This is a genomic window from Chryseobacterium viscerum, from assembly GCF_025949665.1.
GTDB classification, from domain to species: domain Bacteria; phylum Bacteroidota; class Bacteroidia; order Flavobacteriales; family Weeksellaceae; genus Chryseobacterium; species Chryseobacterium viscerum_A.
Genome location: NZ_JAPDFT010000001.1, coordinates 3,002,868 through 3,028,736, shown reverse-complemented (window position 1 = coordinate 3,028,736; position 25,869 = coordinate 3,002,868). Strand labels below are relative to the sequence as shown.

Below are 25,869 nucleotides of genomic sequence, written 5' to 3'. Positions count from 1 at the left end.
AATGAATAAAATTTTAATTACAGGTGGAGCGGGTTTTATTGGCTCTAACTTAACGGAGTATTTTTTAAAAAAAGGCTATTATGTAGTGTGCTTAGACAATTTTGCAACAGGACACCGCCATAATATTGCACCTTTCCTTGAAAATCCAAACTATAAACTCATTGAAGGGGATATCCGTGATTTGGAAGTTTGTCAGAAGGCAGTGGAAAATGTAGATTATATTCTGCATCAGGCTGCACTAGGCTCAGTTCCAAGATCAATTAAAGATCCTATTACAAGTAACGATGTGAATGTTTCAGGATTTTTAAATATGCTGGTTGCCGCACGCGATGCCAAAGTAAAACGTTTCGTATATGCTGCTTCTTCATCCACATATGGAGATTCTGCATCATTACCTAAAGTAGAAGATGTTATCGGAAGACCATTATCTCCATATGCCATTACCAAATATGTCAATGAATTGTATGCAGATGTATTCGGGAAAACTTACGGAATGGAGTGCATCGGCTTGAGATACTTTAATGTATTTGGACGCAGACAGGACCCTAATGGAGCTTATGCTGCTGTTATTCCTTTATTTGTAAAACAGCTGATCAACCACGAATCTCCTACAATAAATGGAACAGGAGATTACTCACGTGATTTTACATATATCGACAATGTTATTCAGATGAATGAACTGGCCATGCTTACTGAAAACCCTGAAGCTGTGAACACAGTTTATAATACAGCAGTAGGAGACCGTACTACATTGAATGATCTGGTAGGATATCTTAAAAAATATTTAAGTGAATTTGACGAAAAGATTGGTAAAGTGGAAGTTGTCCATGGTCCGAACCGTGTAGGAGATATTCCACATTCACTGGCATCAGTTGAAAAAGCAGAAAAATTATTAGGATATAAACCTAGCCATAATATAGATAAAGGTTTACAGGAAGCTATTAACTGGTATTGGACAAATTTAAAGTAAACATTTTTTAATTGAATCTTTATGAAGAAAGAACATAAAATTGCCATTATAGGATTAGGATATGTAGGTTTGCCTTTAGCCAGGTTGTTTGCCACAAAATATCCGGTTGTAGGTTTTGATATTAATCAGAAAAGAATTGCGGAATTAAACACAGGGGTTGACAGTACTCTGGAAGTGGAAAATGAAGTATTGGAATCTGTATTAATTCAGGATAATCCTTTTAATCAGGATGCTGCAAAAGGATTATATTGTTCAGCTGATATCAAGGATATTCAGGATGCAGACATTTACGTTATTACTGTTCCGACTCCGGTGGATCAACATAACCGTCCTGACCTTACTCCGCTGTATAAAGCCTCAGAAACTGTAGGAAAAGTATTGTCCAAAGGTGATATAGTGATTTACGAATCTACTGTATATCCAGGAGCTACTGAAGAAGAATGTATTCCTGTTCTGGAAAAAGTTTCAGAAATGGTATTTAACCAGGACTTCTTTGCAGGATATTCTCCTGAGCGTATTAATCCCGGTGATAAAGAGCATACTGTTGAAAAGATCTTAAAAGTTACCTCGGGCTCAACACCAGAAATCGGGGAAATAGTAAATAATTTATATCAGTCTGTAATCATTGCGGGGACTCATTTAGCTCCAACAATTAAGGTTGCAGAGGCTGCCAAAGTAATTGAAAATTCGCAAAGGGATATTAATATTGCCTTTGTAAATGAATTGGCAAAAATATTCAATCTTTTAGATATTGATACTCATGCAGTATTGGAAGCTGCAGGAACCAAATGGAACTTTTTACCGTTCAAACCAGGGCTTGTAGGGGGGCACTGCATTGGTGTTGACCCATATTATCTGGCTCAGAAAGCTCAGGAAAAAGGATATCATCCGGAAATTATATTAGCAGGACGCCGTCTTAATGATTCCATGGGACAGTATGTAGCTTCTCAGTTATTGAAAACCATGATTAAAAATAAGGTGACCATCAATGGTGCCACAGTTTTGAATTTAGGAATAACTTTTAAAGAAAATTGTCCGGATGTACGTAATACAAAAGCGGTAGATGTGATTCATGGGCTTGAAGACTATGCTTTGCAGGTTACAACTTTTGATCCATGGGCTAATCCTGATGAAGTAAAACACGAATATGGATTAGAGGTCGTGAATGAAATTCCACAGGAAAAATATGATGCTATTATCCTTACAGTTGCACATAAACAATTCAATGATCTGGATTTAAAAAATCATTTAAAAGAAAATGGAATCATTTATGACGTAAAAGGAATCTTAGAAGAAAGCCATTCAAGATTATAAATAAATATGAACTAAATAATATTTATTACTATAATAATGAATAGCAATACTTTAATAAAAAGTACATTAATATATACAATTGGTAATTTTGGATCTAAGATTTTATCTTTTCTATTAATTCCTATTTACTCCTACTATCTTTCCAGAAAAGAATTAGGAGAATATGACTTAGTGCTGACAAGTGTCAATTTATTGGTTCCTTTTGTCTCTTTACAGATGAATGAGGCAATTTATCGCTGGTTTCTGGATAAAGAAAACGAAAAAGAAAATTATATAGATAATATATTTAAGCAATGTAGTATTCTATTATTGATTTCCTTTATAAGCTTTGAATTATTGCTTTATCTGGGTGGGCTTTTCTACCATATTCCTTACCAGAAAGAATTGTCACTGCTGATTATAAGCTCATGTTTATTACCCTTTTTTCAGCAGATATTAAGAGGGTTAGGATTAACGAGATACTATTCATTTATAGGAATTATAAATAGTTTTTTTATATTTTCTTTTAGTTTACTTTTCTTACTGACGGATATATTTCATGATAAGGTACAAGGTATCTTTTATGCACTTTTTATCAGTAATTTTATTGCAATTTTATTGATGTTGTTTAAAGTAAGCTTTCTGTTTAAGAAATATGTCAGTATAAAAATCAACTATTCATTACAAAAACAGATCTTATTTTATTCACTTCCATTAATATTGAATTCTATAAGCTGGTGGGTTATTAATGCATCAGACAGATATATTATTTTAAAATTTTTAACAATAGAAGATAATGGTATTTATGCTGTTTCTGCAAGATTACCCGCTATTCTGACAATTTTTAATACTGTATTTATGCTGGCCTGGCAGGATATGGCAATTGCTGGAAATGACCCTAATAACCCTTTTTTTTCAAAGCTTTTTAATAAATATATCGCTGTAAATATTGGTTTATCAACCATTTTAATAGCAGCTACTCCATTAATTACAGAAGTTCTGTTTGATTCAAAATTTTATGAATCCTGGAAATATGCCACCCTCCTGTATATTGGCTCCTGCTTCTCGTCCATCTCAGGTTTTTTAGGTGCTATTTACCTGAAAACCAAATCAACGAAGGGGATTTTTATTACAAGTATGATAGGAGCATTGATAAATGTATTTATTTCAATGGCTTTTATTAAGTATATTGGTCTTTACGCACCTGCTTTAGGGACATTCGTCAGTTTCTTTGTTATGTTTGTTATAAGATACAGACAGACTGCTGAGATTTTGAAATTAGACATAGATATTAAGTCTTTCATCATACAGATGCTGGTGGTTTTAAGTATAATTATTCTGTTATACATAAACAGCAGTCATTTAATTTCAATATCATTAACGGTATTGTCCTTATTACTGTTCGGTTATTTTAATAAAGATATTTTTAAAAAAGTCTTTAATAAATTAAATTCTCTAAAAAAATAAATATGAATTCCAATAAAGAAAATATAAGACAATTAAAGAATATAATATCTACTCAGCTTACTCCACTCATTAATAATGATTTTATCCTGCTGGATATACCTAATCATAGAAATATTGGAGATTCTTTAATTTGGAAAGGAGAATTAGAATTTTTTAAAACATTAGCACATAAGTGTGTTGGGCAGTATAACAGATATACTTTCAAAAAAAGTGATATAAAATCTGAAAAGACAATTATTCTGCTGCATGGAGGAGGAAACTTTGGTGATATATATGAATCAAGCCAAAGTTTTAAAAGATTTATTATTGAAAATTTTCCTAACAACAGGATTATTGTTCTACCTCAAACGGTGCATTACAATAGCGAAGAAAATTTAAAAAGAGATTTTGCTGTTTTCAACGCTCATCGTGATCTTTATGTATTGGTAAGAGATCTGCCTTCATATGATACTTTAAAGGCCAGTTTTAATGAAGAAAAATTAAAATTAGCACCGGACATGGCTTTCTTTTTAGATTTTGATGCTGATATTAAAACCAGCTCCCCTGAAACGAGAAAGAACTTATATCTGAACAGAACTGATGCAGAAGCAATTAAAGATTCTTTTCAGAATATTATTGAAGGTGAATATGATATAAAAGATTGGCCAACTTATAATTCTTCCTCAAAGAGAATGAATACCATTACCAATTATGTAGAAGCTCTGGACGGTAAGCTTTCAAAAGTCATCAAGTATCTGCCTGCCTCTTCTTTAATCATTGATAATGCTTATGGATTCAAAAAGAAAAATGGAATGGATCTGCATATCAACCGCGGAAAAGAGTTTATCAATCAATATCATAAAGTATATACCACCCGTTTGCATGGGTTAATCCTTAGCATCTTATTGGATAAAGAGGTTGTTATTCTGGATAATGTTTATGGGAAAAGTAAAAATTTTTACGATGCCTGGCTGAAGAATTTTAATAATGTTAAACTTTATGTAAAGAATGAGTCCTAAAATTTCGGTAATTTTACCCGCATACAATGCTGAAAAGTATCTTAGAGCAGCAGTAGACAGTATACTTGCACAAAGTTTTAAAGACTTTGAATTGTTGGTTATTAATGACGGTTCTACAGATTTTACAAAAGAAATCATAGTAAGCTACAATGATGAAAGGATAAGATACATTGAAAATGAAAAGAATTTAGGATTAATAGAAACACTGAATAAAGGGATTTTATTATCAAAAGGTGAATATATTGCCAGAATGGATGCCGATGATATATGCCATTCATCCCGTTTTCAAATGCAGATAGATTTCATGGAGAAGAATCCGGAATATATTATCTGCAGTTCATCCAGAAAGGAATTTTCTCATTCTATTTCTCATTTTCACCTTAGTGTACTTCCTGTTGATGATACTTCAATTAGAATACATTCAATTTTCAGTACACCTTTTACCCATCCGGCAGTGATGTTCAGGGCTGGTATTATTAAAGAGAATAAGCTTTTTTTTGAAAAGGATTATAAGTATGCTGAAGATTATCAATTGTGGATCAAAATTCTGCAATATGGTAAAGGGTACAATTTTAGAATGCCTTTGTTGTATTATAGAGATACCCCCAATAGCCAAACCAATATTGGTGCCGGCCAGTTAGAACAGAGAAAGAGAACAATATCCAATATTCAGCAGCTGGCTTTACAGCAGCAGAATATTGTTTTAGATCAAAAAGAATTAGATTTTATTTATATTCTGTCTTTATCGGATAAGATTAGAAATATCAGTTTTGAAGACTTTTCAGTGGATTTTATTCTTTCCTTTTTTAAGAAACTATCTTTAGAACTAAAATCAAATTACCCGAATAATAAATTCAATGTTAATCGTGTTTTAGGTAAAAGATATCTTAAAATTTTATTATTTAATTTAAAAAGGTTGCCATTTACTCAGTTAATGAAGTTAGCATTGAGTTCATCAACTTTTTTTGGAATATATGAATTGATAAATGAAAAGATTGGAAATAAATAATACTATAGATAAATTCACAAAATCAGATTACCTTATGGGTACATCCATGTGTTTTGTGATTTCCATATTATATATGTTTAATTTAAACCAGATTGTAGTAGGAGGTTTGTCTATTCTGTTATTTCTTTTTTATTTTAATCGTATACGTAAAAAGTCTACCCTTAATGAAGCATTTACTGTTTGTCTAATCTTAACTTTACCTTTCAGTTTCAGCCCTTTGGTGGGAAGCAGCTTCTTCAGCCTTTTTATTATTATTCAGTTTTTATTTATCTGTATATTACTTACAAGTAGCTTTTCTTCAAAAAAAAATCAGCTTATTCAAGTCCTTGGGCTTGGGTTATTGTTGTTTTGTTTGGGAGTCTATTTCTTTAATCAGTCCAACTATCCGAAAGTTTTGGTAGAAACACTGATAAAAACGCTGTTATTCTTATTAATAATTATAGTAGCGTTGATCAAGTTGAAGATGTCCACATTAACTGTTTCCTCGATGATGAAGTTCTATGTTTTTGCAGGATCAGTAGCTGGTTTAATGGTATTAATTCAATACCTGTCTTTTAAACTTCTGGGAATAAATTATCTGGGTGTTCAGAATCAATTTGGTAAGTCCAGAACCGGATTTGCCGGTCTGTTTTATGATTATAGTATTTCATCTATCTACTTATCAAGTGTCTCTTTAATTTTATGTTATGGATTATTAACTAAGCAGTATATCATTAATTATAAATGGAGTATTATTTTGTTGTTTTTTACTATTGGAACCAGTGTATTAACCTCTGGAAGATCGGGTATAGCAGCACTTTTTATTGCCATTTTCTTTCTGCTTATTTACCTGAGGAATATCAAAATAATTGTGATATCATTAATTGCAGGCTTTCCCCTGGTTAAGACCATATTATATATATATTCTTTAAACAGAACAACCAATTTATCCAATGACTCCGGGCGTCTGGACAATTATTTGAACGCCCTGAACTATTTTTATAAAAACTTCTGGTTTGGCGCCAGATTTTTAGGATTTAGTGAGACTTCAAAATCTATGTTGCCCCATAATTTTATTTTAGATTTTCTGGTGCAGTATGGTGTCGTTTTTACTTTACTGCTATTATTATTTGTAATTGTTGTATGGTTTAAAGGCTTAAAAAAGCAGCCTATTTTATTTTTCCTTTTCTTACTGATGCTAGTAGGAGGAAATTTTCATGCATCATTTATCAATACACATTATATCATTATCCCGCTTATTCTAATTATAGGAACACTCAATAATAATGAAAGTATATCACATCATAAATAGTTTAAGGTTTGGCGGGGCTGAAAGATTAGTAGTTGACCTTTGTGCAGAATTATCTGAGAAAGGTTCAGACGAAATACATTTGCTATTATTAGACGATATTGATACTTCTCTAAAAAAAGAAGTAGAAAGTAATGGAAAAATAAAGATTGAAGTAATTCCTTCAAAAAGCCTGTATGACATCCGGATACCTTTTTTTATAAATAGAGTAGTGGCAGATGCAGATATTATTCATTTGCATTTATTTCCTACACTATACTGGGGAGTATTGTACAAGCTTTTCTTTTCTCGAAAACAAAAAGTAGTATTTACAGAACATAGTACCGAAAACAACAGGAGATCTAAATGGTATTTAAAAAGAATAGAAAAATTTATTTACTCAAGATTAAATTCTATTATCTGTATTTCAGAATCCACAGAAAAAAACCTTATTCAACATTTAGGATCTGAATTTAAATCTAAAATGAAGGTTATCAATAATGGAGTGAATCTGAATAAATTTTATAATTCAAACGCCAGTTCCCGGGCTGCATATAATGTATCTGATGAAGATTTCTTATTAATTCAGGTAGCAAGTTTCCGAGCTGCAAAAGACCAGCCTACCCTGATCAGGGCACTTTCATTGTTACCTTCTCATGTAAAAGCGATTTTCGTAGGAGATGGGCCGGAATTAGAAAACTGTAAAGAGCTCGTTAAAAATAATGGATTGGAGAATAGAGCCTTTTTTTTAGGTAATCAGGCTAATATCGCAGAACTCATCAAAATGAGCGATGTAGTAGTGGTATCATCACATTATGAAGGGTTTGGTATCGTAGCAGTAGAAGGTATGGCCTGTAATAAGCCTGTGGTTGCTTCAAATGTGCCGGGGCTTTCAGAAGTGGTTTCAGAGTATGGAATATTATTTGATAGAGGAAAAGAAAAGGATTTAGCTGATATAATTAAAAAGTTACACTCAAATTCATCTTTTTATAACACAACTGCTGAAAAATGTCTTTCCAGATCAACAAATTTCTCTATTGAAGAAATTGCCAAATATTATCGTGAAATATATAATACATTATGAGAAGCCTACTAATTTTTTTACTTATAGTTAATCTATCATGTGCGCAGGGGAAATTTAATTATAAAGATGTTCCTGATGCTTATATTAAAAAAACTGAAGTCACTTCGTCTTTCAATAGTTTAAAAGCACAATCTTTTGAAGTTGTAAAACTTCTTCCCAATAATTACAAAAAAGACGGATCAGAAGATTATACAGCATACGTTCAAAAAGCAATCAATGAAAATGCAACGGTATTGCTGCCCAATTTTCCTGTTTTAATTAATGATAAGGGACTTCAGCTAAAGGATAATTCTACTTTGTTGTTTGATGATAAATCTCAGTTAAAATTGAAGGCATCAAGCAGTCAGGGTTATGCTATGATTGATATTACAGGAAAGAAAAATGTCAGTATATATAATCCTAATCTTATAGGAGACAGATCTGTTCACATGGGAAAAACAGGAGAATGGGGGATGGGAATAAATATTAAAGATGCTGTAAATATTAAAATCTATAATCCTGTCATCAAAGACTGTTGGGGAGATGGTATTTACATAGGAGGAAATGGTTTCTCCAATAATATTTCTGTAATAGGAGGCCTTATTGATAACAACCGAAGAAATGGAATTTCTGTGATAAGCGGTGACAATATTTTGCTGCAGAATTTAGTGGTTTCCAATACGAATGGAGCTAATCCTAAAACAGGTATAGATATAGAACCTAATACTCCGGATAACAAAAAAGTAAATATTTCATTAAAATCAATTATAACTTATAATAATGAGGTAAGCGGACTTGCCTTTTATTTAGCCAGATTAAGAGGGGATAGTGATGCCAACAACGTTAATGTAGTTATTGAAAATTATAAGGATTTTTATTCCAAAAGTGGAATTTCCTATTCTAATCAGAAAAATGACTCTAAAAAGAAATTAATGGGGAATATTGTTTTTTCAGGTATTGACTTGAAATACAATAAAATACCTTTTAATTTCTTATACAAGAACTCATCCCTGGATAATATTAATTTGAAGGTAAACGACTTTAAATCAGATAATAAAGATAATAAAGGAATTGTAACTGATCTGCAAAAATTTTCACAGCAAAAGATAAAATACAATCAATAATTACTTTTGCTTTGGAAAAAATAAAGGGAATGTGTAAAATATATTTATTTTATAAATAATATTAATTTTTCCCAAAAAAGTGATAATGGAAAGATTTTTGCTATCATACTATTGCTTAAAAAAAACTTAAAAATTGAAATGGAAATTTTTTAATATTCCTGGAAGTATTAAAATATAATGAAATTGCTTATGAAACTTGACACTGAAATATTCTGTATAATAAATACGGAATTTATATTCCTTAATGATCTTAAAAGAGATTAGTAAATTAAAATAGTAATGAAATCAATCATCTAATCAAATTTTATATCATGTAGATGATATCAAGGTATACAATTACCAATAAATAGCTGGCGAAGATGTGAGGATGATGCACATTGATCTCTGCCACAAAAAGCTATCAAATCTCAAAAAACACGTATACAAACAGGAGAATTAATGATTTTCCTGGAAATGATGCAATGTCAATCCAAAACTTGGTTCGGTTTGAACAATTTTTTGGATGAACAGGGATTCATAATAAATGATATTGTCTTAAAAAAAATCACAAATAAGTGAAATGTAAATAAATGAGTAAAAACAACAACACACAAAAGATTTATGAAAAATTTATTAATTAGTTCTAGGATTAATAGAAATAATAATAAAAAAATGAAAGAAGTTGAAAACTAAATTAGTACGAATTACAACAGTGCCGCTTTCTTTGAAGATTTTATTGAAAGGGCAGCATCGGTTTATGTCAGAACATTTTGATGTAATAGGCGTTTCATCACCAGGGAAGGAGTTGGATGAAGTGAAAAAAGATGAAGAAATAGATGTAATAGCGATTGATATGTCTCGTAAGATTACTCCCATTAAGGATATCAAATCTTTGTGGAGTACTTACCGATTTTTAAGAAAAGAGAAACCGCAAATTGTTCATACCCACACTCCTAAAGCAGGTATTGTAGGGATGCTGGCAGCAAGAATGGCTGGGGTTCCTCACAGGCTGCATACTGTGGCAGGGCTACCATTGATGGAGGTAACGGGTATGAAACGTCAGGTTTTAGATCTTGTTGAAAAATTAACCTATGCTTCTGCAACCCAGGTATATCCGAATTCAAAAGGGCTGTCTGATTATATCATCAAGCACAAATATGCAGACAAATACAAGCTTAAGGTAATCGGAAATGGCTCATCAAACGGAATTGATACCTCATTCTTTTCACCCGAACAAGTTTCAGAAGATAAAAAAACACTTCTAAAAAAAGAATTAAAAATAGAAGACACAGATTTCGTTTTTGTTTTTGTAGGACGTTTGGTGGGAGACAAAGGAATTAATGAACTGATAAAAGCGTTTTCTGCTTTCAATAAACAAGAAAATCAGCAGCGTTCAAAATTATTGTTGGTTGGTACCCTGGAACAAGAGCTGGATCCTTTAAATCCGGATACTTTAAATGAAATTGAAAACAATCCGGATATCATCTCTGTAGGTTTTCAGAAGGATGTTCGTCCTTATTTTGCGATTTCCGATGCACTGGTTTTCCCTAGTTATCGTGAAGGCTTCCCGAATGTGGTGATGCAGGCCGGAGCAATGGAATTGCCAAGTATAGTTTCTGATATCAATGGATGTAACGAAATCATTGTAGAAAATCAGAATGGAGTAATTGTTCCTGTAAAAGACAGTGAGAGCCTTAGGGTAGAAATGGAGAAAATGATCTCGGACAAAGAGTATTACAAGGCATTAAAAACGAATGCACGACCTATGATTGAAGATAGATTCGAGCAGTCTGTAATCTGGAATGCCATATTAAGCGAGTATAAAAAACTGATTAAAGAAAGAGAATTCCGTGCTTAAGATTTAATAAAGTGCGTGTGCTTTAGAGTATTTTAAAATAATAAGAATGTTGATTTTGTGTGTGTTTTTATAGTCTACTTTCTTAAATGTTCTCAGCACAACCTGTTAAAAAAGTATTTACAGCAGTTGTATCTGAAATTTTTATATTTGAAAATGTGTATTTTACCAATAGCTTTAAAAGAAAAGGAATAGGTTTCTTTGGAAAAACTAAAAAAAGCTATATATTTGCACCAGTTAAAAACAAACGCTCTTAGATTGTTTACGAAAGTGACTTAGTAAATAAGAGAGCAGCTTAAAGCAGATGGATAGGACTTTTCTTAAAATTAGAAATACTTCCGGATTGCAGAAGTTTTGTCAATTTACTTTTAAAAAAAATTGATCCGGTAGTTCAGCTGGTTAGAATGCCGCCCTGTCACGGCGGAGGTCGCGGGTTCGAGTCCCGTCCGGATCGCAAAAAGTCTTCTAGAAATAGAAGACTTTTTTATTTATTCCTTTTGATAAAAGTTAGGATCATCAAAAAGGAAAGAACTTTTCTACATATCTAAACATAAATAAAAATGGCCGGAATTTCTTCCAGCCATCATTGCTTTAAAGTAATGTGTTATAATTTACTTTTTAATAATTTTTACAATAGTTTCAGAATTGTTAATTCTCACCAGATAAGCTCCGGTTAATAATGAAGTAATATCTGTTTGTTTATTGATAAATTTACCTTCTTTCATCAGCTGTCCGGACATATTATAAATCTGATAATAATAATCCTTATTGTCTTTTGCTTCAATGTACAGGATATCTTTTACAGGATTAGGATATAAAACAAGCTTATCATCTTTTACTTTTTCCTCGATAACCGCTTTACTGAAAGCCGTTCTGGCCTGAAGACCTGTGTTTGGTGTTACAGGAATACCTGGCAGCGGTCCTCTTGGAGTATCATCATCTTCCTGTTTCACACATCTGCAGCTCATTGCTGCAAAAGGATCAATATCAGCATTTTTTACCATGATTCTGGAGAAATTATCAAAAGACATATAAGTAGCTCTGCCTGTTAATTCTCCATTTAAATTAGCATACCAGATTCCTCCTGATAAAGTACCAATACCAGAATAAGGGAATGTAATGGCTGCATCAGGATACATTACACTTCTGCCTCCTTTTGTAAGACTTTTCGGATAATTTCCCAGATTATACAGACTGTTATTAAATACAAATCCTACCGTTTTACCATAAGGACTGGCGAGATTACTATAAATAGTTGCCCCATAATAACCAGCCTCTGAATTCCCTACAATCTGGCCGGATTTTATTACACCGTTCGTATCTTTATACGCTGGCGTTTCAAAATTTTCTTTAAAACTCCAGGGGGAGGTTTTTATGGTAGAAGAACCACTAATCGGATGTTTATAAATAGGGCCTGTACCAGTCTCCGGTATTCTCCATCCATTCGGGCAAGGATCAAAAACAGATTTTTTATCACCTAATCCCCATCGTTCAGCATATAATCCATGATAATTAGTATCAAACAACCAATCTGAAGCAAGATTATAGTTAGCATAATTAGCTCCACGCGATGGATGCTTAATTGTTGGTACCATAAGCTTTAAAGGGTTTGCTGTAGAATATCCCAGAATTTTTTCTATTCTTACATCTATTTTATCATTGGTGTTAATGCTGCTTTTATAAGTGTCATAATTTACTATATTACTTGAATTATAGCTCGCCTCGGTAAAATTTGAATAGGTTACAACGCCATTATTGGTAGTACCCAGTGATATATTATATTTAGTCCCGTTTATATTATTAAATATTGGCAGAGGATCTTTTCTACCCCATTGATAGTGTAATCCTTGCGAACGATTAAGTTGATTAACATCATTTGCTGCGCCCGGATTATAAGGGCTCGGCATGATATCAACAGCTCCTAAATTCCTGTCCATGATGGTTGTTTTCATGATCATTCCTTTCTGAGTATAGTTCATATAATTATCCGTTGCGATTGGAGTATCATTTACATGAGTAAAAGAATTTACAGAGGTATTGGTTACCCAAATGTGCCAACTCCAGTAAACAGGATTATTTATTGAACCATTATGTAGAGTAACTACTGCATTTCCAGACTGATTGGCGTTTACTTTCACATTGATATTGCCATCTTTGGAAGATGGATTATCCAAGGTCAATTGTGTTACCATTGCAGGATTATCAGTCCAAAGTATATTCGCTTTTAAATCATTAAAACTTGTAGTATCCAGAATCTGAGTATTGCCTAAATAATTACTTTGTACAGAAAAAGCTTTACTCACCGGAATTGAAATTATCTGATCTGCTGTAGATTTTGTAATCATATAACTATTAGGATTATCTAGTCCGGCTTTGTATGTTTCAGATTCACTGAAGAAAGTGGTTTTGAAGTCGTAGTTATTTTTTACAAATAGCGGATCTTTAATGCATCGGCATGCATGTGCATTATTAGTTGGATAATCATCAGATGGCTTGTAGCTGTAGACACCATAAACATCCGGGTAATTGGTTTCATCCGGTCTGAAGCCATTCACTATCTGGTCTGAAGATGGAATTAACCTTAATGCACTGGCTACTGAGGAATAACCAGAAACTGTAGTCATTGTTGAAGTCCACAAATAGGTTTCAAGCTGATCTGTGAATGATGCCTTAGTATGATATCTGGTATCTCCGCTTATTCCTCTGCCTATCCAGCCGGTTCCTGGAAATATCCCGATATTGTTACCTCCTACATTCGTCATATCAAAACCATATTGAGGATATATTTTTATACCGGCAAGATATGTTTTCAGATTAGATAACCCCGGGAAAATATTTGATCTGCCGAGATTTAAAGCTGAAAGCGGGCTGTTTACTTTAGGCCCGAAAGGTGTAAAATCCATTCTTACATTTTTTGTTGATGATGCAACCAGCACTGAAGGTAATCTCCAGCCGTTAGGACAAGGATCGAAAGAAGATTTATTTCTGTAAGGTTGTGAAACTGTATAATCTACTGCTTGTATTCCCTGTGAATTATCAGACCATAAGTTCACTTTGCTTAGTTCATCAGTCTGTAACCCCGGCACCTGCCCAAACCAGTTGTAATAATAAGGAACCGTATTAATAGTGCCATATGTAGAAAGGGGAGAAGTATTGGTGCCATTGTCATTGACATAGATCAGACTCAGAGGATTTTTTACTGAAACTCTGATATTATCTGTTATGTTGGCTGTTGATTTATTGACAAACTTTATTAATTCATTAAAATTCTTATAATCATTAAAAGGACTGTTAGTAAATCTTAATCTTGATATTGCATCGTCATATACAATTTTTCCTAAGCTGCCGGTTATTTGATAGAAACTGGCATCATTATTTGTTAACGATGGAAAAGGATCTTTTCTTCCCCACTGATATAACAATCCGCCGCTTCTGTTCCATCCAGCTCCGGTTAAAGAATTTCCGATTGCACCAAGGTTCCTGTCCATCCATCCCCATTCGGAATTAGGGATAGTTTCCACAGTTCCGTCGCTTAATTGTCTTTTTACATCATCATAACTTTTATAGGTAGATCCATTTGTTGGGTCATCTGTTACCCAAACGTGCCATGACCAGAAAACTTCACCATTTACCTTAAAAGCAACCAATGCATTTCCTTTTTTTACTTTATTGACAGGTACCTTTATTTTTGCATTTTCACCTGAGTCTATAATATCCAAAGTATAATTTTCTTTAGATTTTATCAGTCCCATATTATCCTCCCATAAAACATCAGCTGTTACTGTTCCGGAAGGTACGTCGATACCTTTCATATAATTTCCGTTTCGCCACATTTCATAGGCTTTTTTTACAGGAATGTATAATCCGTCTACATTATTGCCATCCTGATCTTTACCTGTAAAAATATAACTGTTGGGGGCTTTGGTCCAGTCTGCTACTGTATTGTCAGGCTGTGCTCCGGCGTTGATTACAAAACAGTTATTTGAGCAATCTGCTGAATCATATGCTGTTGAATTTCCAAAAATACCTACGTATTTTATGAATTTTTTGATTTCGGCTTCTACTTCCGGAAGTGGTCTCATTGGTCCGTTCCAGTCAGCACGTACTTTTCTGTTTCTGATGGCTCCAATACCATATAAAGAAGCTTGAGGAGTATTGCTCAGAAAGAAATTTTCAGATCCGGGTCCTCTCTGTTTGTCATATAAAGGAGGGTAGCCGAAATCATTCACTGTATTATAATTGCTTAATGCATTGACCGTGATATACTGTCCGGTAGATTTGTATACCCTGAAACCTGTTATTTTGCTTACAACAATAACTACAGGCTCTTGATCCGAAATAATGTCGGTCAGTTTCTCGTTGATGTAATTGTAAAGGTTGTAATACCTGTTAACTAAAGCATTAGGGTTTGTGAAATCCAAATATCCTCTGCCCCAGGGCTCTCCACCCTCCTCAGGAGGTAAAAACCAGTTACTGAAGTTAATAAAGAAACCCGAACTTGAAAACTTACCGGCAAATACATAAACAGGATCATGATAAGAAAACTCAAAAGGGCTTGTATCACTGCCCTGGTAGATATATTTCTGTGAGCTGGCAATCGTACCGAGATTATCAGGATTTTCAATGTTGATGACTGGTGCATTGGCATTAGTGTTATCTAACGTACCGTTCGCATTGATTGATAGAACAATATTATCCAGTTTCTTTGTCAGATGCTGTGATTTTACCCTGTCTTTTACACCGGAAACAGTTCCGTTAGGATTAAACAATACTGTTCCGCTTTTTTTGGGGGTGAAAAGGATTGTGTATTCATTTTCATCCAGCTCACAAGCTGCCGCAGTATAGTCTCCGAATTTGTAATGGCTCACAGCTTTATTCCATGTGATGTCTGAAAAGTTGTTTGTGTCTGAGCCTAGCTCAACTTTTAAATTGTATGTACTGTTTACAGAAGCAGGCAATTCAAATGTTGCATTAAGATTTTCATCATACTGGTTGCTCGCATACAATGTCTTACACCACACACTGATCCATTCTCCCTGAGCATTCTGATATTTGACGGAAATCAGAATGTCGCTGGTGGTAACAGGTTTGTGGAGCTGGCCGCTAATAACAACTGCTCCTTTTTCATTCGCGTTTTGTGAAATTACAATTAAAGGATCCAGATCAAAACTGTAGGTCGTCACAGGAATGTTGCTTCCCAAAATAATGAGGGCATTACGAAAATGCCAATCCGTGTCACCTCGTGGAGAGGCATAAACGGATGCTGCTGAGCATAATACAGTCCAGATTGATAAGAAAGTTTTTTTTCTCATACGCATGTTTTTTTAGATTAATATTTGACCCTCTGAATAACTTGTATTCAAATTCTATGGTAATTGCAAATTCCTCCATCACAGATAAAGAAGATGTATAATAAAGCAGATCTACTTTAAAATAATAATCATCTGAAAATAAGATAGTTGTTGACTTGGTCGGACTTGTAGGATCGATTATTCATTATGACCGTTTCTTTTTCATGACGAAATCACGATAAGGAAACCTGGGTTATATTGGTAAGCCGTTGAATAATACAGTTTTAGGATATAAATGATTATTGCAGATCTTCCATGTGTGGCCTTGTAGTGGAGCGTAGGACGGAACAATAGAATATATTGCGGTCAGGATTGGGGATAAAGATTTTTTTTTCATGTTTGTGTTTTTAGTTTTTATAAAAAATAATGGATAATCAATTATTACAATTATGCAAATTTATAACCAGAGCAAATCAGAAACAATCATCATAAAATAAATATTATATTAATGAGAATTTTATATTGATTTTTTTACACTTTTTATAATATTTTCAATAAATGTTGATGTGAAATTGCATTAATCTGTTGATAACTATTATTTTTGCAAATATACAATATTAAAAAAAACACACAATGAGTCAAAAAAAACTGACTAATAAAACCTCAGCCGAGGGTAAAGAAATATGTCCTGTTCAAAAGCTTTTAAAATCCATTTCAGGGAAATTGAAACCGGAAATACTGAGTTTGGCAATTAAGTCAACTTTGCGTTTTAGCAGTTTGCTGCGCGACATAGAAGGATCTAATAAACAGTCATTATCCATTGCATTGAGAGAGCTGGAAGAAATGAATTTATTGGAGAGAGTGGTCATCAGGCAAAAGCCTTTACACGTAGAATATAATCTTACTAAAAAAGGAAAAGCATTGATTCCCATTTTTCAACAATTGGAAGGTTTAATATAAAAGTGGAAAGTTATTTTTAAAGTAACAAGCCGGTTCTGAGCAGAACCGGCTTGTTATTTATTTGCATGAAGAATTTAGAGGGTTGTTAAGATAATCTTTCCTTTGGGGAGGCTGTACAAAATAAGGGGTTCCATATGTATTTCCCGGACGGAAAAAATCAGTGGAAATAACCTGGGCACCACTGCTGAAAGCTGCTTTAGAGCGTGTGAAATCATTGGTTTTGGCTTCATAGGTTTCAATATCTGATCTGGTTCTTACCATAAAGCCCTGTTTTACCAGATTCTGTATCTCTTTCTGTCTTACAATGGCATTATCCCGTAGAATAAATCCTGCGAAAGAATCATCAGGTTCACTGTTCAGGAACATCACTCTTTCTTTTAAAGAACCGTCTATGAGATAAGGATTGTTTTTTGAAGATAAAGTTCCGGCACTTCCGGGAAGCAGCATAAAAATGAATTTACCTTTGCTATCGTTCAGTTTAGGCCAGTTATTGTGAGTTACAGCTTCTTTGAGCGTATGGTATTTACCCTGAACCTCTTTTGGAGTGATGATCTTGTCTTTACCAAGGTATTTTACAATTTCTCCATCCAGATCATCATAGGCTTTTTTATCAAAAGGAAGGACTTTTGTGCTGTTTTCAAGAATTGGAAATCCTGAATCCTTTGCTTCGATCATCATAAAAATAGGAGAGTGTCCGGGATGCTGATCTGACCATGTTTTAAGAGCAGTAAGCGCATCTCTCAAAGTCGGATAATGAGTTCTGAAATCAATATCTGCCATATGCAGTACTTTGAAACCCGGCTGATCCATATCTTTTGTACTGAAAGATGCCAAATCAGTGACTCCTTTGGTTTTTAATACTTCATACGTGGCGGGATGACTGAATCTGCTGCCTTCCGGATCATAATAGACATCTATTTCCAGGCCCCTCAGATTAGCGTTGAGCTGTTCAGTGAAGTCAGGGTGATTATAGTTCAATCCTTCTTTCAGGTCCATTCCGTAAGGGTGATACTCTTTAAATTTAGCTTTTTGCTCTTCAGACATCATACTGCTGTATTTCTGCATCATTCCATTGATGATAGGAGTTACCAGATCCAGTACTTTAGGATCAGCCGGCTGAGCGTATGAATTATGAGTTCCTACAACCTGCAGTTGATTGATTCTTATATTCTGGCATTTATCCTGTGCCTGCAGTAGTGCTGTCATACAAAATGCAGCTCCATACATATACTTTTTCATATGAATAAAAAAAACTTTTGATTAAAAATTGAAATTGAAACCCAGCTGCCCTCGTATTCCTGAGTAAGAAATATTTTCCACACGGTCTTTTGTTCCCATATAATAGCGGTTGGGTTCATTAAAAATATTATTCAGCTCTACAAACAGACGGACCTTTTTTGTAAGGCTGTAAGAAGTGGAAAGGTCTACCGTGAAGTTTTTGTCAAAATACTGATAATGATCTGCACCTGCAGCCGCTCTGATTTCGCTTACATAATTTCCTTTATAATTTCCTGCCAGACGGATCATCATCTTACTGGTTTCATAGAACAGAATGGTATTGAAAATATGTTTTGCCTGATTGGGAATTGTGGTAGACATTGTTCCGGTTTGCTTGCCGTTTTCGTACACCGGCATATTCATTTTGGAAGAGATATAGGTGTAGTTTCCTTCAAAACCGATGTTTTTCAAAAATCCGGGTAGGTTTTCAAAACGTTTGGATATTCCGAATTCAAAGCCGAAGAGTTTAGCTCCCTCCAGATTTTTAGGGGCTGTGAAAGTATAAGTTCTTCCGGCAAGATCTACTACAGACTGATCTTTGTAGATAAGATTGGTGATATCTTTATAGAATACTCCGGCTGTTATCAAGTCCAGTTTTCCAAAGTAATTTTCAAACATAAGATCAAAATTATTTGAAAATGTAGGATCCAGCTTTGTATTTCCCTGGGTGATGGTATTGGTAATATCATTGACGATGGTTCCGGGGTTCAGATCGTTAAAATCCGGTCTTGCAAAAGAACGGGTGTAGGCCAGTCTCAGGATCCGGTCATTACTGATATTCCATTTCATATTGACCATAGGAAGTACTACATTATAGGTTTTATTGTCTTTAATGTCTTCCGTTGTACTGTCTTTATCAGAGATTACTTTTTTGCCCCAGAAAGTAACGTCATTATATTCATTTCTGAAACCTCCCAATACCTGAAGCTGGTCTGAAATTTTCCAGGTTCCCATCAGATATGCTGCCCATACATTTTCAGTGCCTCTGTAGGAGCTTGTAACATTTGAATTGCTGTCCTTACTGCTTACCTGCATCAGTCCCAGGCTGTTTTGTGTACTCGGGTTATACATCTGGTCGATCTGTGCATTGGTAATCTGATCAATGATTACTGCATTGTAAGGATTACCTAATGGGTTCATGAAACCTCCTTTGTACTTAAAAGCTTCACGCTCAAGCTGATTCAGAAAAGTTACCGGAGTTCCGGGAATCCCCAATGATGATTTTGGCATCCAGACCAGCACAGAACTGTCGACGATTTTATTCTTATTATTGTATTTGGTCCCGAATTTAATTTCAAAATTATCTGCTGCTTTATATTTGATATCAATCTGCCCTCTGAGGTCTGTCTCACTGTTATGGTTCTGGCTCAGGATAATCTGATTCAATCTAAGTTTGTCTGCTGTGATAGCCTGCTGGTTATAAGGAAGAGAATATCTTCCGGTATCACCAATACCATCCGGAGCATCCATCGCCATATATTTTCTTCCGTCAGCGGATAGATTTCCATAGGTCATAGCTTGTGTGAAATTAATGATAGGGTAACCTCTTTGATCTTTTTCAAGATTGTCAGGAGAATTGAATTTAAACTCAGAACGCGCTTTGGATAAGGACCAGTTTACCTCCATACGCTGCCCCACCTGATGATTACCACCCAGCTGCATAGAATACAGATCCGTAAGATAATCTGCATGACGAGCCTGAAGAAGAACATTTTTACTGTCAAAATTAAAATAGGTCTCCCTTACGGACTGACCGTCTTTGTACTGGCTGTATAATGCTTTTGCATATAATTTGTTCCTACTGTCTATCTCATAATCCAGTCCCATATTGAATCCCAAAGTTCTGCGGTTTGCAAGATAATCCCGAAGCTGAAGCTGATTGATGGAATAAGAAGCTGTTTTATCTTTCAGTCCATAGTTGTAAATATTTCTCATCTGGTCAATAGCGGTAGAACGCTCCCAGATCACTGCTGAGGTAATGAATTTCAGCTTATCGGTAATTTTATTTCCATAAACGATAGATGTATTGTAAGTAGGAGACTTAGACATATTGACGTAGCCTGTAGCCATACTTAGAGCCAGAGTCTCCTTATTGGGTGAGGTTTTTGTGATAAAATCCACATTTCCGCCAATGGCATCCCCGTCAAGATCGGGAGTTAAAGCCTTAGACAAACGTACATTCTGAATAAGTTCCGAAGGGAAGATATCCATCTGAATTCCCCGGTTGGCATTATCACCGCTGGCACTCGGCATTCTGTTGCCATTCAGGGTAGAAGCAGTCCATTGTATAGGTGTTCCTCTTACCGCTACAAAACGTCCTTCCCCCATATCCCTTTCAATAGAAACACCTTGCATGCGCTGTACGGCATCTGCGGCATTCCGATCTGGCAGTTTCCCGATGGCATCGGCAGAGAGTACTTCTGTAATCGTATTGGAGTTTTTCTTCATGGTAATCGCTCTGGCCTGTGATGCTTTATACACACTGGTAACCACTACCTCCTGAAGATTGTTTTCTTTAAACTTAGCTCCGAATTTAATTAAACCAAGATCTACCTCCTTTTTATCTGTAATGGTGAAAGGAATATAAACATTATCATATCCTTTATATTCTACAACAAGCTTATAACTGCCGTCATAAACATTATTGAGAACAAAAGAACCATCAGTGTCAGAAGTTACCTTCTGTCCGCTGTTTTCAATATAAACAAGGGCATTGGGAAGGTTTCCCTGACTGTCTACTACAGTTCCGTGAACGGTGGTTTGTGCAAAGGCCAAAGGCCCAAGAAGAAAAAATGCTGCTTTTGTTAAAAAAAGTCTTTCTCGTGACATCCTTATAAAGTTTGGTGCAAAGATGTCAGCTCCCTCAAAAGTTTTGGTTCATTTAAATTTTATGCAACTCCTTCTGTTGAGTTTGAGGTAAAATATACTGTAAATCAGCAAGTTGCTAATATTAAATAATTGTAACTAATGGACAAGCTGAGAAGGAAGACAATCAAATTCCTTTTTAAAATATTTATAAAAAGTAGATTTGGATTTAAAACCACATTGAAACGCAAGATCTGTAACATTTGCTGAAGGATCTTCTGATAAGATCTGTTTAAAATGCTGTATACGGCTTCTGTTGGTATATTCGTGGAAATTGGAATGGAGATGTTTATTAAAAGTGATGCTTAAATCCGCCTTGTTTATTTTCAGATGACCTGAGAGCTGGTCTAAAGTAAATTCCTCATCAAGATAATCATGACTCTCCTGATAGAAAGAGGTAATGGCATTTTGTACAGCCTCAAAATCTATTTTTGAAAGATCTTTATACTGATAGGTTTCTTTAGGAGCGGAAAATTGTGCAGTATTCTGCTGTTCCTGCAGTTTGTGCTGGTACGTTAAAATATAAACGTACAAAATCCATCCGAATTGAAAAAGAAACAGGAGGTTGTAAATCTTCTGATAGATCAGAGTATCCCAACCCAATTGATAGACCGTCCAGAAAATCAATACTCCCAGTAATACATAACAAACCAGATAACGAAAATTACCGGCTGCAGGATGAGTGATGTTTTTGCGGTATCTTGTCAGTAAATAAATACATAGAACAAGGCAGGCAATCCAATAACAGCTGTAATAAACGAAGTAGGATTTATAAGATCTGATAGCCAGATCTGCCCAGGAAAGGTCAAGCATCTTCGCAGAAAGGGCAATGGCATGATGAATAACAACCAATGTTAACGGAACAATCAGGTATTTAAGTTTATCTCTCCATTTTGCATGAATTAAATGCGTAGTGATATAAAGAAAAATAAGCCCTTTAAAAACACGGAGACTTCCCGGAATCTCATATAAAACAGATTCATAACCGAACTTTTGAATGATGAAATACTCATATCCCATATCCAGTGTGACCACTCCAATATACAATAGCAGCATATTCAGTACAGATTCTCTGTTTTTGATAAGCGAGATAAGCAGAGTAAGCGTGATAAGTGCCTGTAGTACAACTACCATAATGATGTATAACATGATAACTGATATTTTGCCAAAATTATAGATAATATGAGCATGGCATCTTTAACAAATTATTAAATATCAATTTAGAAGAACAGACAATAATTAAGATATCAATTCTGGCAGGTATTTTTTCCTGTTTTGTATATTGAGCGGATATTGTTATTTTAGCTAGTGAACATAATTCGGATGTCAAAAAGGAAATTTGTTTTGCTCTCAATACTTAAAACCTGGCTAATCTCCATATGGGTTTCCTGTGGATTTCTGATTCTGTTTTTTTCATTTTTCACGATTACAGATGAAAATATTGGAAGCGGGAAAGTCATCGTTTTTTTGATTATGAATCTGCCTTGGCTGGCTTTCTGGATGTTTTATTATTATAGATTCAATGTCCATTTTAATATAATCAACAACTGATACTATTTATTCATGAAAAAACAATTTCAAAACTGGACACTCTTTTTTATTGTAGGAATTACTGCCATAATTGCTGGTGCGGCTGCTTCTATTATTCTAATGACAGGAGTGTCTGCTTCTGATGGATTATTTGGAATGTATATTTTGTTCGGTTTAATTCCTGTATTACTGGTGATTATCATAGACCGGATTCTTGTAAGGAAATTCGGAAATAAAAATGTCAATAAAGTTGAGTTTTCAATATTGCTGTTGATTGTACTCTTATGGATGGTAAGATTTGTGATTAATCTGATTGTTTAAATTACTTCTATGAAAAAATTGTTGTTATTCTGTATTATGATGCTCTCTGCTGTATATTCTGCGCAGCCTTTTATCCTGAAATCTACCGGAGAAGCAAAAGAGTTCAGGCTGACTCTTTATTACGGAGCTCAGGGAAAAGGAGCTTTTGTGCAGTATTCCGGGAAGAAAGAAATCATTCCTTTACAGGTAAAAAGTTTTAAAGTTGATACAGACGGGAGAAGTGACGGTCAGCCGGATATTGAATATTATATCTGGAATGAAATGATCGGTGGGAAAATAAATGGAGTATACAAATTTGAAATCATGCATCATCAGGCTTCAAACATTAGCTATACAAGAGGAAAAGACAACAGAAAGTTTTCGCTTGAAATGGTTGAGGATGAAAAAAAATACGATGGAAACGGCAAATATCTCCTGCACGGGGCTTTACTTTCGTTTAATCATTTTTATAATAACCACTTCACCATTATTTACCCTGATGGAGAAAAGACAGCTGTAGAACTTCCGGCTCCGGATAAACCATCTTTTGCCAGGCAGAGTATTATTGAAGATTATAACTTTGACGGTTATGATGATATTGCATTCTCCGTTCCTGATGATGGAATGGGTGTGTACAGGATGTTTGATATTTATCTGTACCATCCGGAAAATAAACGTTTTGAAAAACTTAAAGAGCCTGATTATTCCCATTCAAGCTGTTCCTGCCTTTGTGATGTGACTTTAGAAAAAGATAAGAAACTTTTAAAAACAGGATGCAGGGGTGGAGCAAGATGGCATCAGGATGTCTACCGCTTCGGTAAAAAAGGAACCTTAGAATGGGTTGCCACGAAAGAACAGACAGAAGAATAATCTTCTTTTAAATATGTGAAAATTCCTTTGAAGTCAATAGACTTAAGGAGTTTATCATCTATAACTCCTCATTTGCAGTGATAAAATCTCCGTTTTTTTACGGTATTTTTAATAATGTCTTTTGTGATTCAATTTTAGGTCTGATATTTGTACTGGGTAGCCAAACTAAATGGCCGATTTATTTATGAAAAACATATCTGTGAAAAAATCCTTTCTTTATACATGTTTATGCGCAGTTTTCCTTGTTTCCTGTAAAAAGGAAATAGAAAAAATAAGCGATACTTTTAAAGATACTGTTTCTTCTTCTGAAGTTCAGGAGGTAGAAAAGGATTCTATAAAGAAAGATTCTGTTGCTGTGGTAAAGAAAGAATCTGTTCCACCTGTAATGCAGGAAAATGGTTTTTATAATGCTTTTGTTCTTCCAAAGGATAAAAAGATGCGTGATTCTATCTATGCCGAATACAGTAAGAAATACAGCGTAGGAGAGCGTACTGCTATTTTAGCATTAAACAGACTTGACTCTAAAAGTAAATGGAATGCTGACACATTGGTAGTTCCAGCAAAAATAGATACAACTTTGATGGCTTATTCACCATTCCCAATGCAGTTAGATGTATTAAGCGGGGTGAAAAAGTTCGTTATCTTCTCCTATCCTATACAGGCTTTTGCGGTATATTCCAATGGAAGTCTTGTGAAATGGGGACCTACAAGTATGGGTAAAAAAGCCGCTCAGACAACAAGAGGACTTACCTTTGCCAACTGGAAAAAAGAGCTGGCCATTTCTACGGTGAGCAGTGAATGGAAACTTCCTTATAACTTCAATATTCATAATATTGGAGGAATCGGATGGCATGAATATACACTTCCGGGATATCCTGCTTCACATTCCTGTCTGCGATTGCTGAGAAAAGATGCGAAATGGCTGTATTCCTATGCAGATACCTGGATTCTGAATCCCGGCGGTGCTACTACCAAAGCTAAAGGTACAGCAGTAATGGTATTCGGAGATTATAAGTGGGGCGGTAGAAAACCCTGGCGAAAGCTTCTGGATGATCCTAATGCCAATAATATATCTGTTGAGGAACTGACTAAGCTTCTTGAACCAGATGTTCCAAGAATGCTTAAAGAACAAAGCAACAGGGAAAAAGTGGTGGATTCTATCAAAGCGGCAAAAGCAGCTGCTACCCCTATTCAGAATGAAAAGCCTATAGAACCTCAGTCTAATTGATTTTCTTTTCAAACTGCAGAGTAGATTCCTCAGCAAACCTTCTCAATTTAAGCATTTCTTCCTTACCCTTATGCTGCCCGAATCTTGCAGCAATATAAGTAAGAAGAATAAAAAATAACATGATAAAAGAAGCGCTCAGTGCCCAAGGGTATTCAGCGCTTTTTATTTGCTTCTCTACGTAGTACATCGTGAAGAAAGTCATCCAGAGAATAGAAAAGGAAAAATACAGGAACATGAAGAATGTCCACACCGCTGAACTAGGTCCAAATACTCCACGTATCGCTATATGTTCATCTTCCATTTCTACCCGCAGTGCAAGGCGGGGTTTCCAGTAGTTGTCATATTCTGTTTTCACCCAGATGGTAGCAACTTCTTTATTGATGTTGCCAGAAAACTCATCTTTATGCTCATCCATATATTTTTTCAGATTTTCAGCGTACTCTTCTTTAGTAAGATGAGTAAACATTTTAAATCTAGGCCGGGTTCTTATTCTGTCTAAGGTGCTTTCTTCAGTATTCATAT

18 protein-coding genes and 1 tRNA gene are annotated in these 25,869 nt (G+C 34.7%); 14 read left to right on the top strand and 5 right to left on the bottom strand.

Annotated features, from left to right (window positions below; all coding sequences use genetic code 11):
- The first annotated feature begins 1 nt into the window (after window position 1).
- The 10 genes from OL225_RS13620 to OL225_RS13575 all read left to right on the top strand — a co-directional run bounded on the left by OL225_RS13620 (window position 2) and on the right by OL225_RS13575 (window position 11,479).
- Window positions 2-970, top strand: coding sequence for an SDR family oxidoreductase (locus tag OL225_RS13620; RefSeq protein WP_047377187.1), 969 nt, complete (start codon window positions 2-4; stop codon window positions 968-970).
- 21 nt (window positions 971-991) lie between these two features.
- The gene (locus tag OL225_RS13615; RefSeq protein ID WP_319800585.1) at window positions 992-2,284 is read left to right on the top strand and encodes a nucleotide sugar dehydrogenase; all 1,293 of its coding nucleotides are present in this window, start codon (window positions 992-994) and stop codon (window positions 2,282-2,284) included.
- 36 nt (window positions 2,285-2,320) lie between these two features.
- Window positions 2,321-3,730: a lipopolysaccharide biosynthesis protein gene (locus OL225_RS13610; protein ID WP_047377185.1), complete on the top strand. Its 1,410-nt coding sequence runs from the start codon at window positions 2,321-2,323 to the stop codon at window positions 3,728-3,730.
- A 2-nt stretch (window positions 3,731-3,732) separates the two neighbouring features.
- Window positions 3,733-4,728, top strand: coding sequence for a polysaccharide pyruvyl transferase family protein (locus tag OL225_RS13605; RefSeq protein WP_264518615.1), 996 nt, complete (start codon window positions 3,733-3,735; stop codon window positions 4,726-4,728).
- Window positions 4,718-5,737: a glycosyltransferase family 2 protein gene (locus OL225_RS13600; RefSeq protein WP_052184697.1), complete on the top strand. Its 1,020-nt coding sequence runs from the start codon at window positions 4,718-4,720 to the stop codon at window positions 5,735-5,737. Before OL225_RS13605 ends, OL225_RS13600 begins: the two co-directional genes overlap by 11 nt.
- 463 nt (window positions 5,738-6,200) lie before the next feature.
- Window positions 6,201-7,028, top strand: coding sequence for an O-antigen ligase family protein (locus tag OL225_RS13595; protein WP_264518614.1), 828 nt, complete (start codon window positions 6,201-6,203; stop codon window positions 7,026-7,028).
- Window positions 7,003-8,088 (top strand): glycosyltransferase, encoded by a 1,086-nt coding sequence (locus OL225_RS13590; RefSeq protein ID WP_047377181.1) that lies wholly within the window; start codon window positions 7,003-7,005, stop codon window positions 8,086-8,088. The genes OL225_RS13595 and OL225_RS13590 overlap by 26 nt, the downstream gene beginning before the upstream one ends.
- Complete coding sequence (locus tag OL225_RS13585; protein ID WP_264518613.1) at window positions 8,085-9,191, top strand: glycoside hydrolase family 55 protein; 1,107 nt, start codon at window positions 8,085-8,087, stop codon at window positions 9,189-9,191. Before OL225_RS13590 ends, OL225_RS13585 begins: the two co-directional genes overlap by 4 nt.
- A gap of 736 nt (window positions 9,192-9,927) precedes the next feature.
- Complete coding sequence (locus OL225_RS13580) at window positions 9,928-11,028, top strand: glycosyltransferase family 4 protein (protein WP_047377180.1); 1,101 nt, start codon at window positions 9,928-9,930, stop codon at window positions 11,026-11,028.
- A 377-nt stretch (window positions 11,029-11,405) separates the two neighbouring features.
- A tRNA-Asp gene (locus OL225_RS13575) sits at window positions 11,406-11,479 on the top strand.
- Between the two features lie 157 nt (window positions 11,480-11,636).
- Here the strand turns inward: OL225_RS13575 and OL225_RS13570 are convergent.
- Window positions 11,637-16,337, bottom strand: a complete 4,701-nt coding sequence (locus OL225_RS13570) for a T9SS type A sorting domain-containing protein (RefSeq protein ID WP_264518612.1) — start codon at window positions 16,335-16,337, stop codon at window positions 11,637-11,639.
- A gap of 612 nt (window positions 16,338-16,949) precedes the next feature.
- Between OL225_RS13570 and OL225_RS13565 the strand changes: the two genes are divergently transcribed.
- Window positions 16,950-17,276 carry a winged helix-turn-helix transcriptional regulator gene (locus OL225_RS13565; protein ID WP_264518611.1) on the top strand — a complete coding sequence of 109 codons (327 nt, stop codon included), beginning with the start codon at window positions 16,950-16,952 and terminating at the stop codon, window positions 17,274-17,276.
- A gap of 57 nt (window positions 17,277-17,333) precedes the next feature.
- Here OL225_RS13565 and OL225_RS13560 read toward each other — a convergent pair whose 3' ends face one another.
- The 3 genes from OL225_RS13560 to OL225_RS13550 all read right to left on the bottom strand — a co-directional run bounded on the left by OL225_RS13560 (window position 17,334) and on the right by OL225_RS13550 (window position 22,568).
- Complete coding sequence (locus OL225_RS13560; protein WP_264518610.1) at window positions 17,334-18,515, bottom strand: phosphatidylinositol-specific phospholipase C domain-containing protein; 1,182 nt, start codon at window positions 18,513-18,515, stop codon at window positions 17,334-17,336.
- 21 nt (window positions 18,516-18,536) lie between these two features.
- Window positions 18,537-21,383: a TonB-dependent receptor gene (locus OL225_RS13555; protein ID WP_264518609.1), complete on the bottom strand. Its 2,847-nt coding sequence runs from the start codon at window positions 21,381-21,383 to the stop codon at window positions 18,537-18,539.
- 135 nt (window positions 21,384-21,518) lie between these two features.
- Entirely contained in the window at window positions 21,519-22,568 is a 1,050-nt protein-coding gene (locus OL225_RS13550; RefSeq protein ID WP_264518608.1) for an AraC family transcriptional regulator, read from the bottom strand.
- Window positions 22,569-22,982: 414 nt separating this feature from the next.
- On the opposite strand from OL225_RS13550, the gene OL225_RS13545 reads away from it, so the two are divergent.
- The 3 genes from OL225_RS13545 (at window position 22,983) to OL225_RS13535 (ending at window position 25,347) form a co-directional block, all read left to right on the top strand.
- Window positions 22,983-23,270, top strand: coding sequence for a hypothetical protein (locus OL225_RS13545; protein WP_047377174.1), 288 nt, complete (start codon window positions 22,983-22,985; stop codon window positions 23,268-23,270).
- 9 nt (window positions 23,271-23,279) lie between these two features.
- Complete coding sequence (locus OL225_RS13540; RefSeq protein ID WP_052184694.1) at window positions 23,280-24,119, top strand: XAC2610-related protein; 840 nt, start codon at window positions 23,280-23,282, stop codon at window positions 24,117-24,119.
- Between the two features lie 184 nt (window positions 24,120-24,303).
- Window positions 24,304-25,347, top strand: coding sequence for a L,D-transpeptidase (locus OL225_RS13535; protein WP_264518607.1), 1,044 nt, complete (start codon window positions 24,304-24,306; stop codon window positions 25,345-25,347).
- On the opposite strand, the gene OL225_RS13530 is transcribed toward OL225_RS13535, so the two are convergent.
- The gene (locus OL225_RS13530) at window positions 25,340-25,867 is read right to left on the bottom strand and encodes a hypothetical protein (RefSeq protein ID WP_264518606.1); all 528 of its coding nucleotides are present in this window, start codon (window positions 25,865-25,867) and stop codon (window positions 25,340-25,342) included. The genes OL225_RS13535 and OL225_RS13530 overlap by 8 nt on opposite strands.
- Between the last annotated feature and the right edge of the window lie 2 nt (window positions 25,868-25,869).

What these genes read in the sequence shown, in the direction of transcription:
- OL225_RS13620 (WP_047377187.1), top strand. Translation starts at nt 2, where the DNA reads ATGAATAAAATTTTAATTACAGGTGGAGCGGGTTTTATTGGCTCTAAC.
- OL225_RS13615 (WP_319800585.1), top strand. Translation starts at nt 992, where the DNA reads ATGAAGAAAGAACATAAAATTGCCATTATAGGATTAGGATATGTAGGT.
- OL225_RS13610 (WP_047377185.1), top strand. Translation starts at nt 2,321, where the DNA reads ATGAATAGCAATACTTTAATAAAAAGTACATTAATATATACAATTGGT.
- OL225_RS13605 (WP_264518615.1), top strand. Translation starts at nt 3,733, where the DNA reads ATGAATTCCAATAAAGAAAATATAAGACAATTAAAGAATATAATATCT.
- OL225_RS13600 (WP_052184697.1), top strand. Translation starts at nt 4,718, where the DNA reads ATGAGTCCTAAAATTTCGGTAATTTTACCCGCATACAATGCTGAAAAG.
- OL225_RS13595 (WP_264518614.1), top strand. Translation starts at nt 6,201, where the DNA reads ATGTCCACATTAACTGTTTCCTCGATGATGAAGTTCTATGTTTTTGCA.
- OL225_RS13590 (WP_047377181.1), top strand. Translation starts at nt 7,003, where the DNA reads ATGAAAGTATATCACATCATAAATAGTTTAAGGTTTGGCGGGGCTGAA.
- OL225_RS13585 (WP_264518613.1), top strand. Translation starts at nt 8,085, where the DNA reads ATGAGAAGCCTACTAATTTTTTTACTTATAGTTAATCTATCATGTGCG.
- OL225_RS13580 (WP_047377180.1), top strand. Translation starts at nt 9,928, where the DNA reads ATGTCAGAACATTTTGATGTAATAGGCGTTTCATCACCAGGGAAGGAG.
- OL225_RS13570 (WP_264518612.1), bottom strand. Translation starts at nt 16,337, where the DNA reads ATGAGAAAAAAAACTTTCTTATCAATCTGGACTGTATTATGCTCAGCA.
- OL225_RS13565 (WP_264518611.1), top strand. Translation starts at nt 16,950, where the DNA reads ATGAGTCAAAAAAAACTGACTAATAAAACCTCAGCCGAGGGTAAAGAA.
- OL225_RS13560 (WP_264518610.1), bottom strand. Translation starts at nt 18,515, where the DNA reads ATGAAAAAGTATATGTATGGAGCTGCATTTTGTATGACAGCACTACTG.
- OL225_RS13555 (WP_264518609.1), bottom strand. Translation starts at nt 21,383, where the DNA reads ATGTCACGAGAAAGACTTTTTTTAACAAAAGCAGCATTTTTTCTTCTT.
- OL225_RS13550 (WP_264518608.1), bottom strand. Translation starts at nt 22,568, where the DNA reads ATGTTATACATCATTATGGTAGTTGTACTACAGGCACTTATCACGCTT.
- OL225_RS13545 (WP_047377174.1), top strand. Translation starts at nt 22,983, where the DNA reads ATGAAAAAACAATTTCAAAACTGGACACTCTTTTTTATTGTAGGAATT.
- OL225_RS13540 (WP_052184694.1), top strand. Translation starts at nt 23,280, where the DNA reads ATGAAAAAATTGTTGTTATTCTGTATTATGATGCTCTCTGCTGTATAT.
- OL225_RS13535 (WP_264518607.1), top strand. Translation starts at nt 24,304, where the DNA reads ATGAAAAACATATCTGTGAAAAAATCCTTTCTTTATACATGTTTATGC.
- OL225_RS13530 (WP_264518606.1), bottom strand. Translation starts at nt 25,867, where the DNA reads ATGAATACTGAAGAAAGCACCTTAGACAGAATAAGAACCCGGCCTAGA.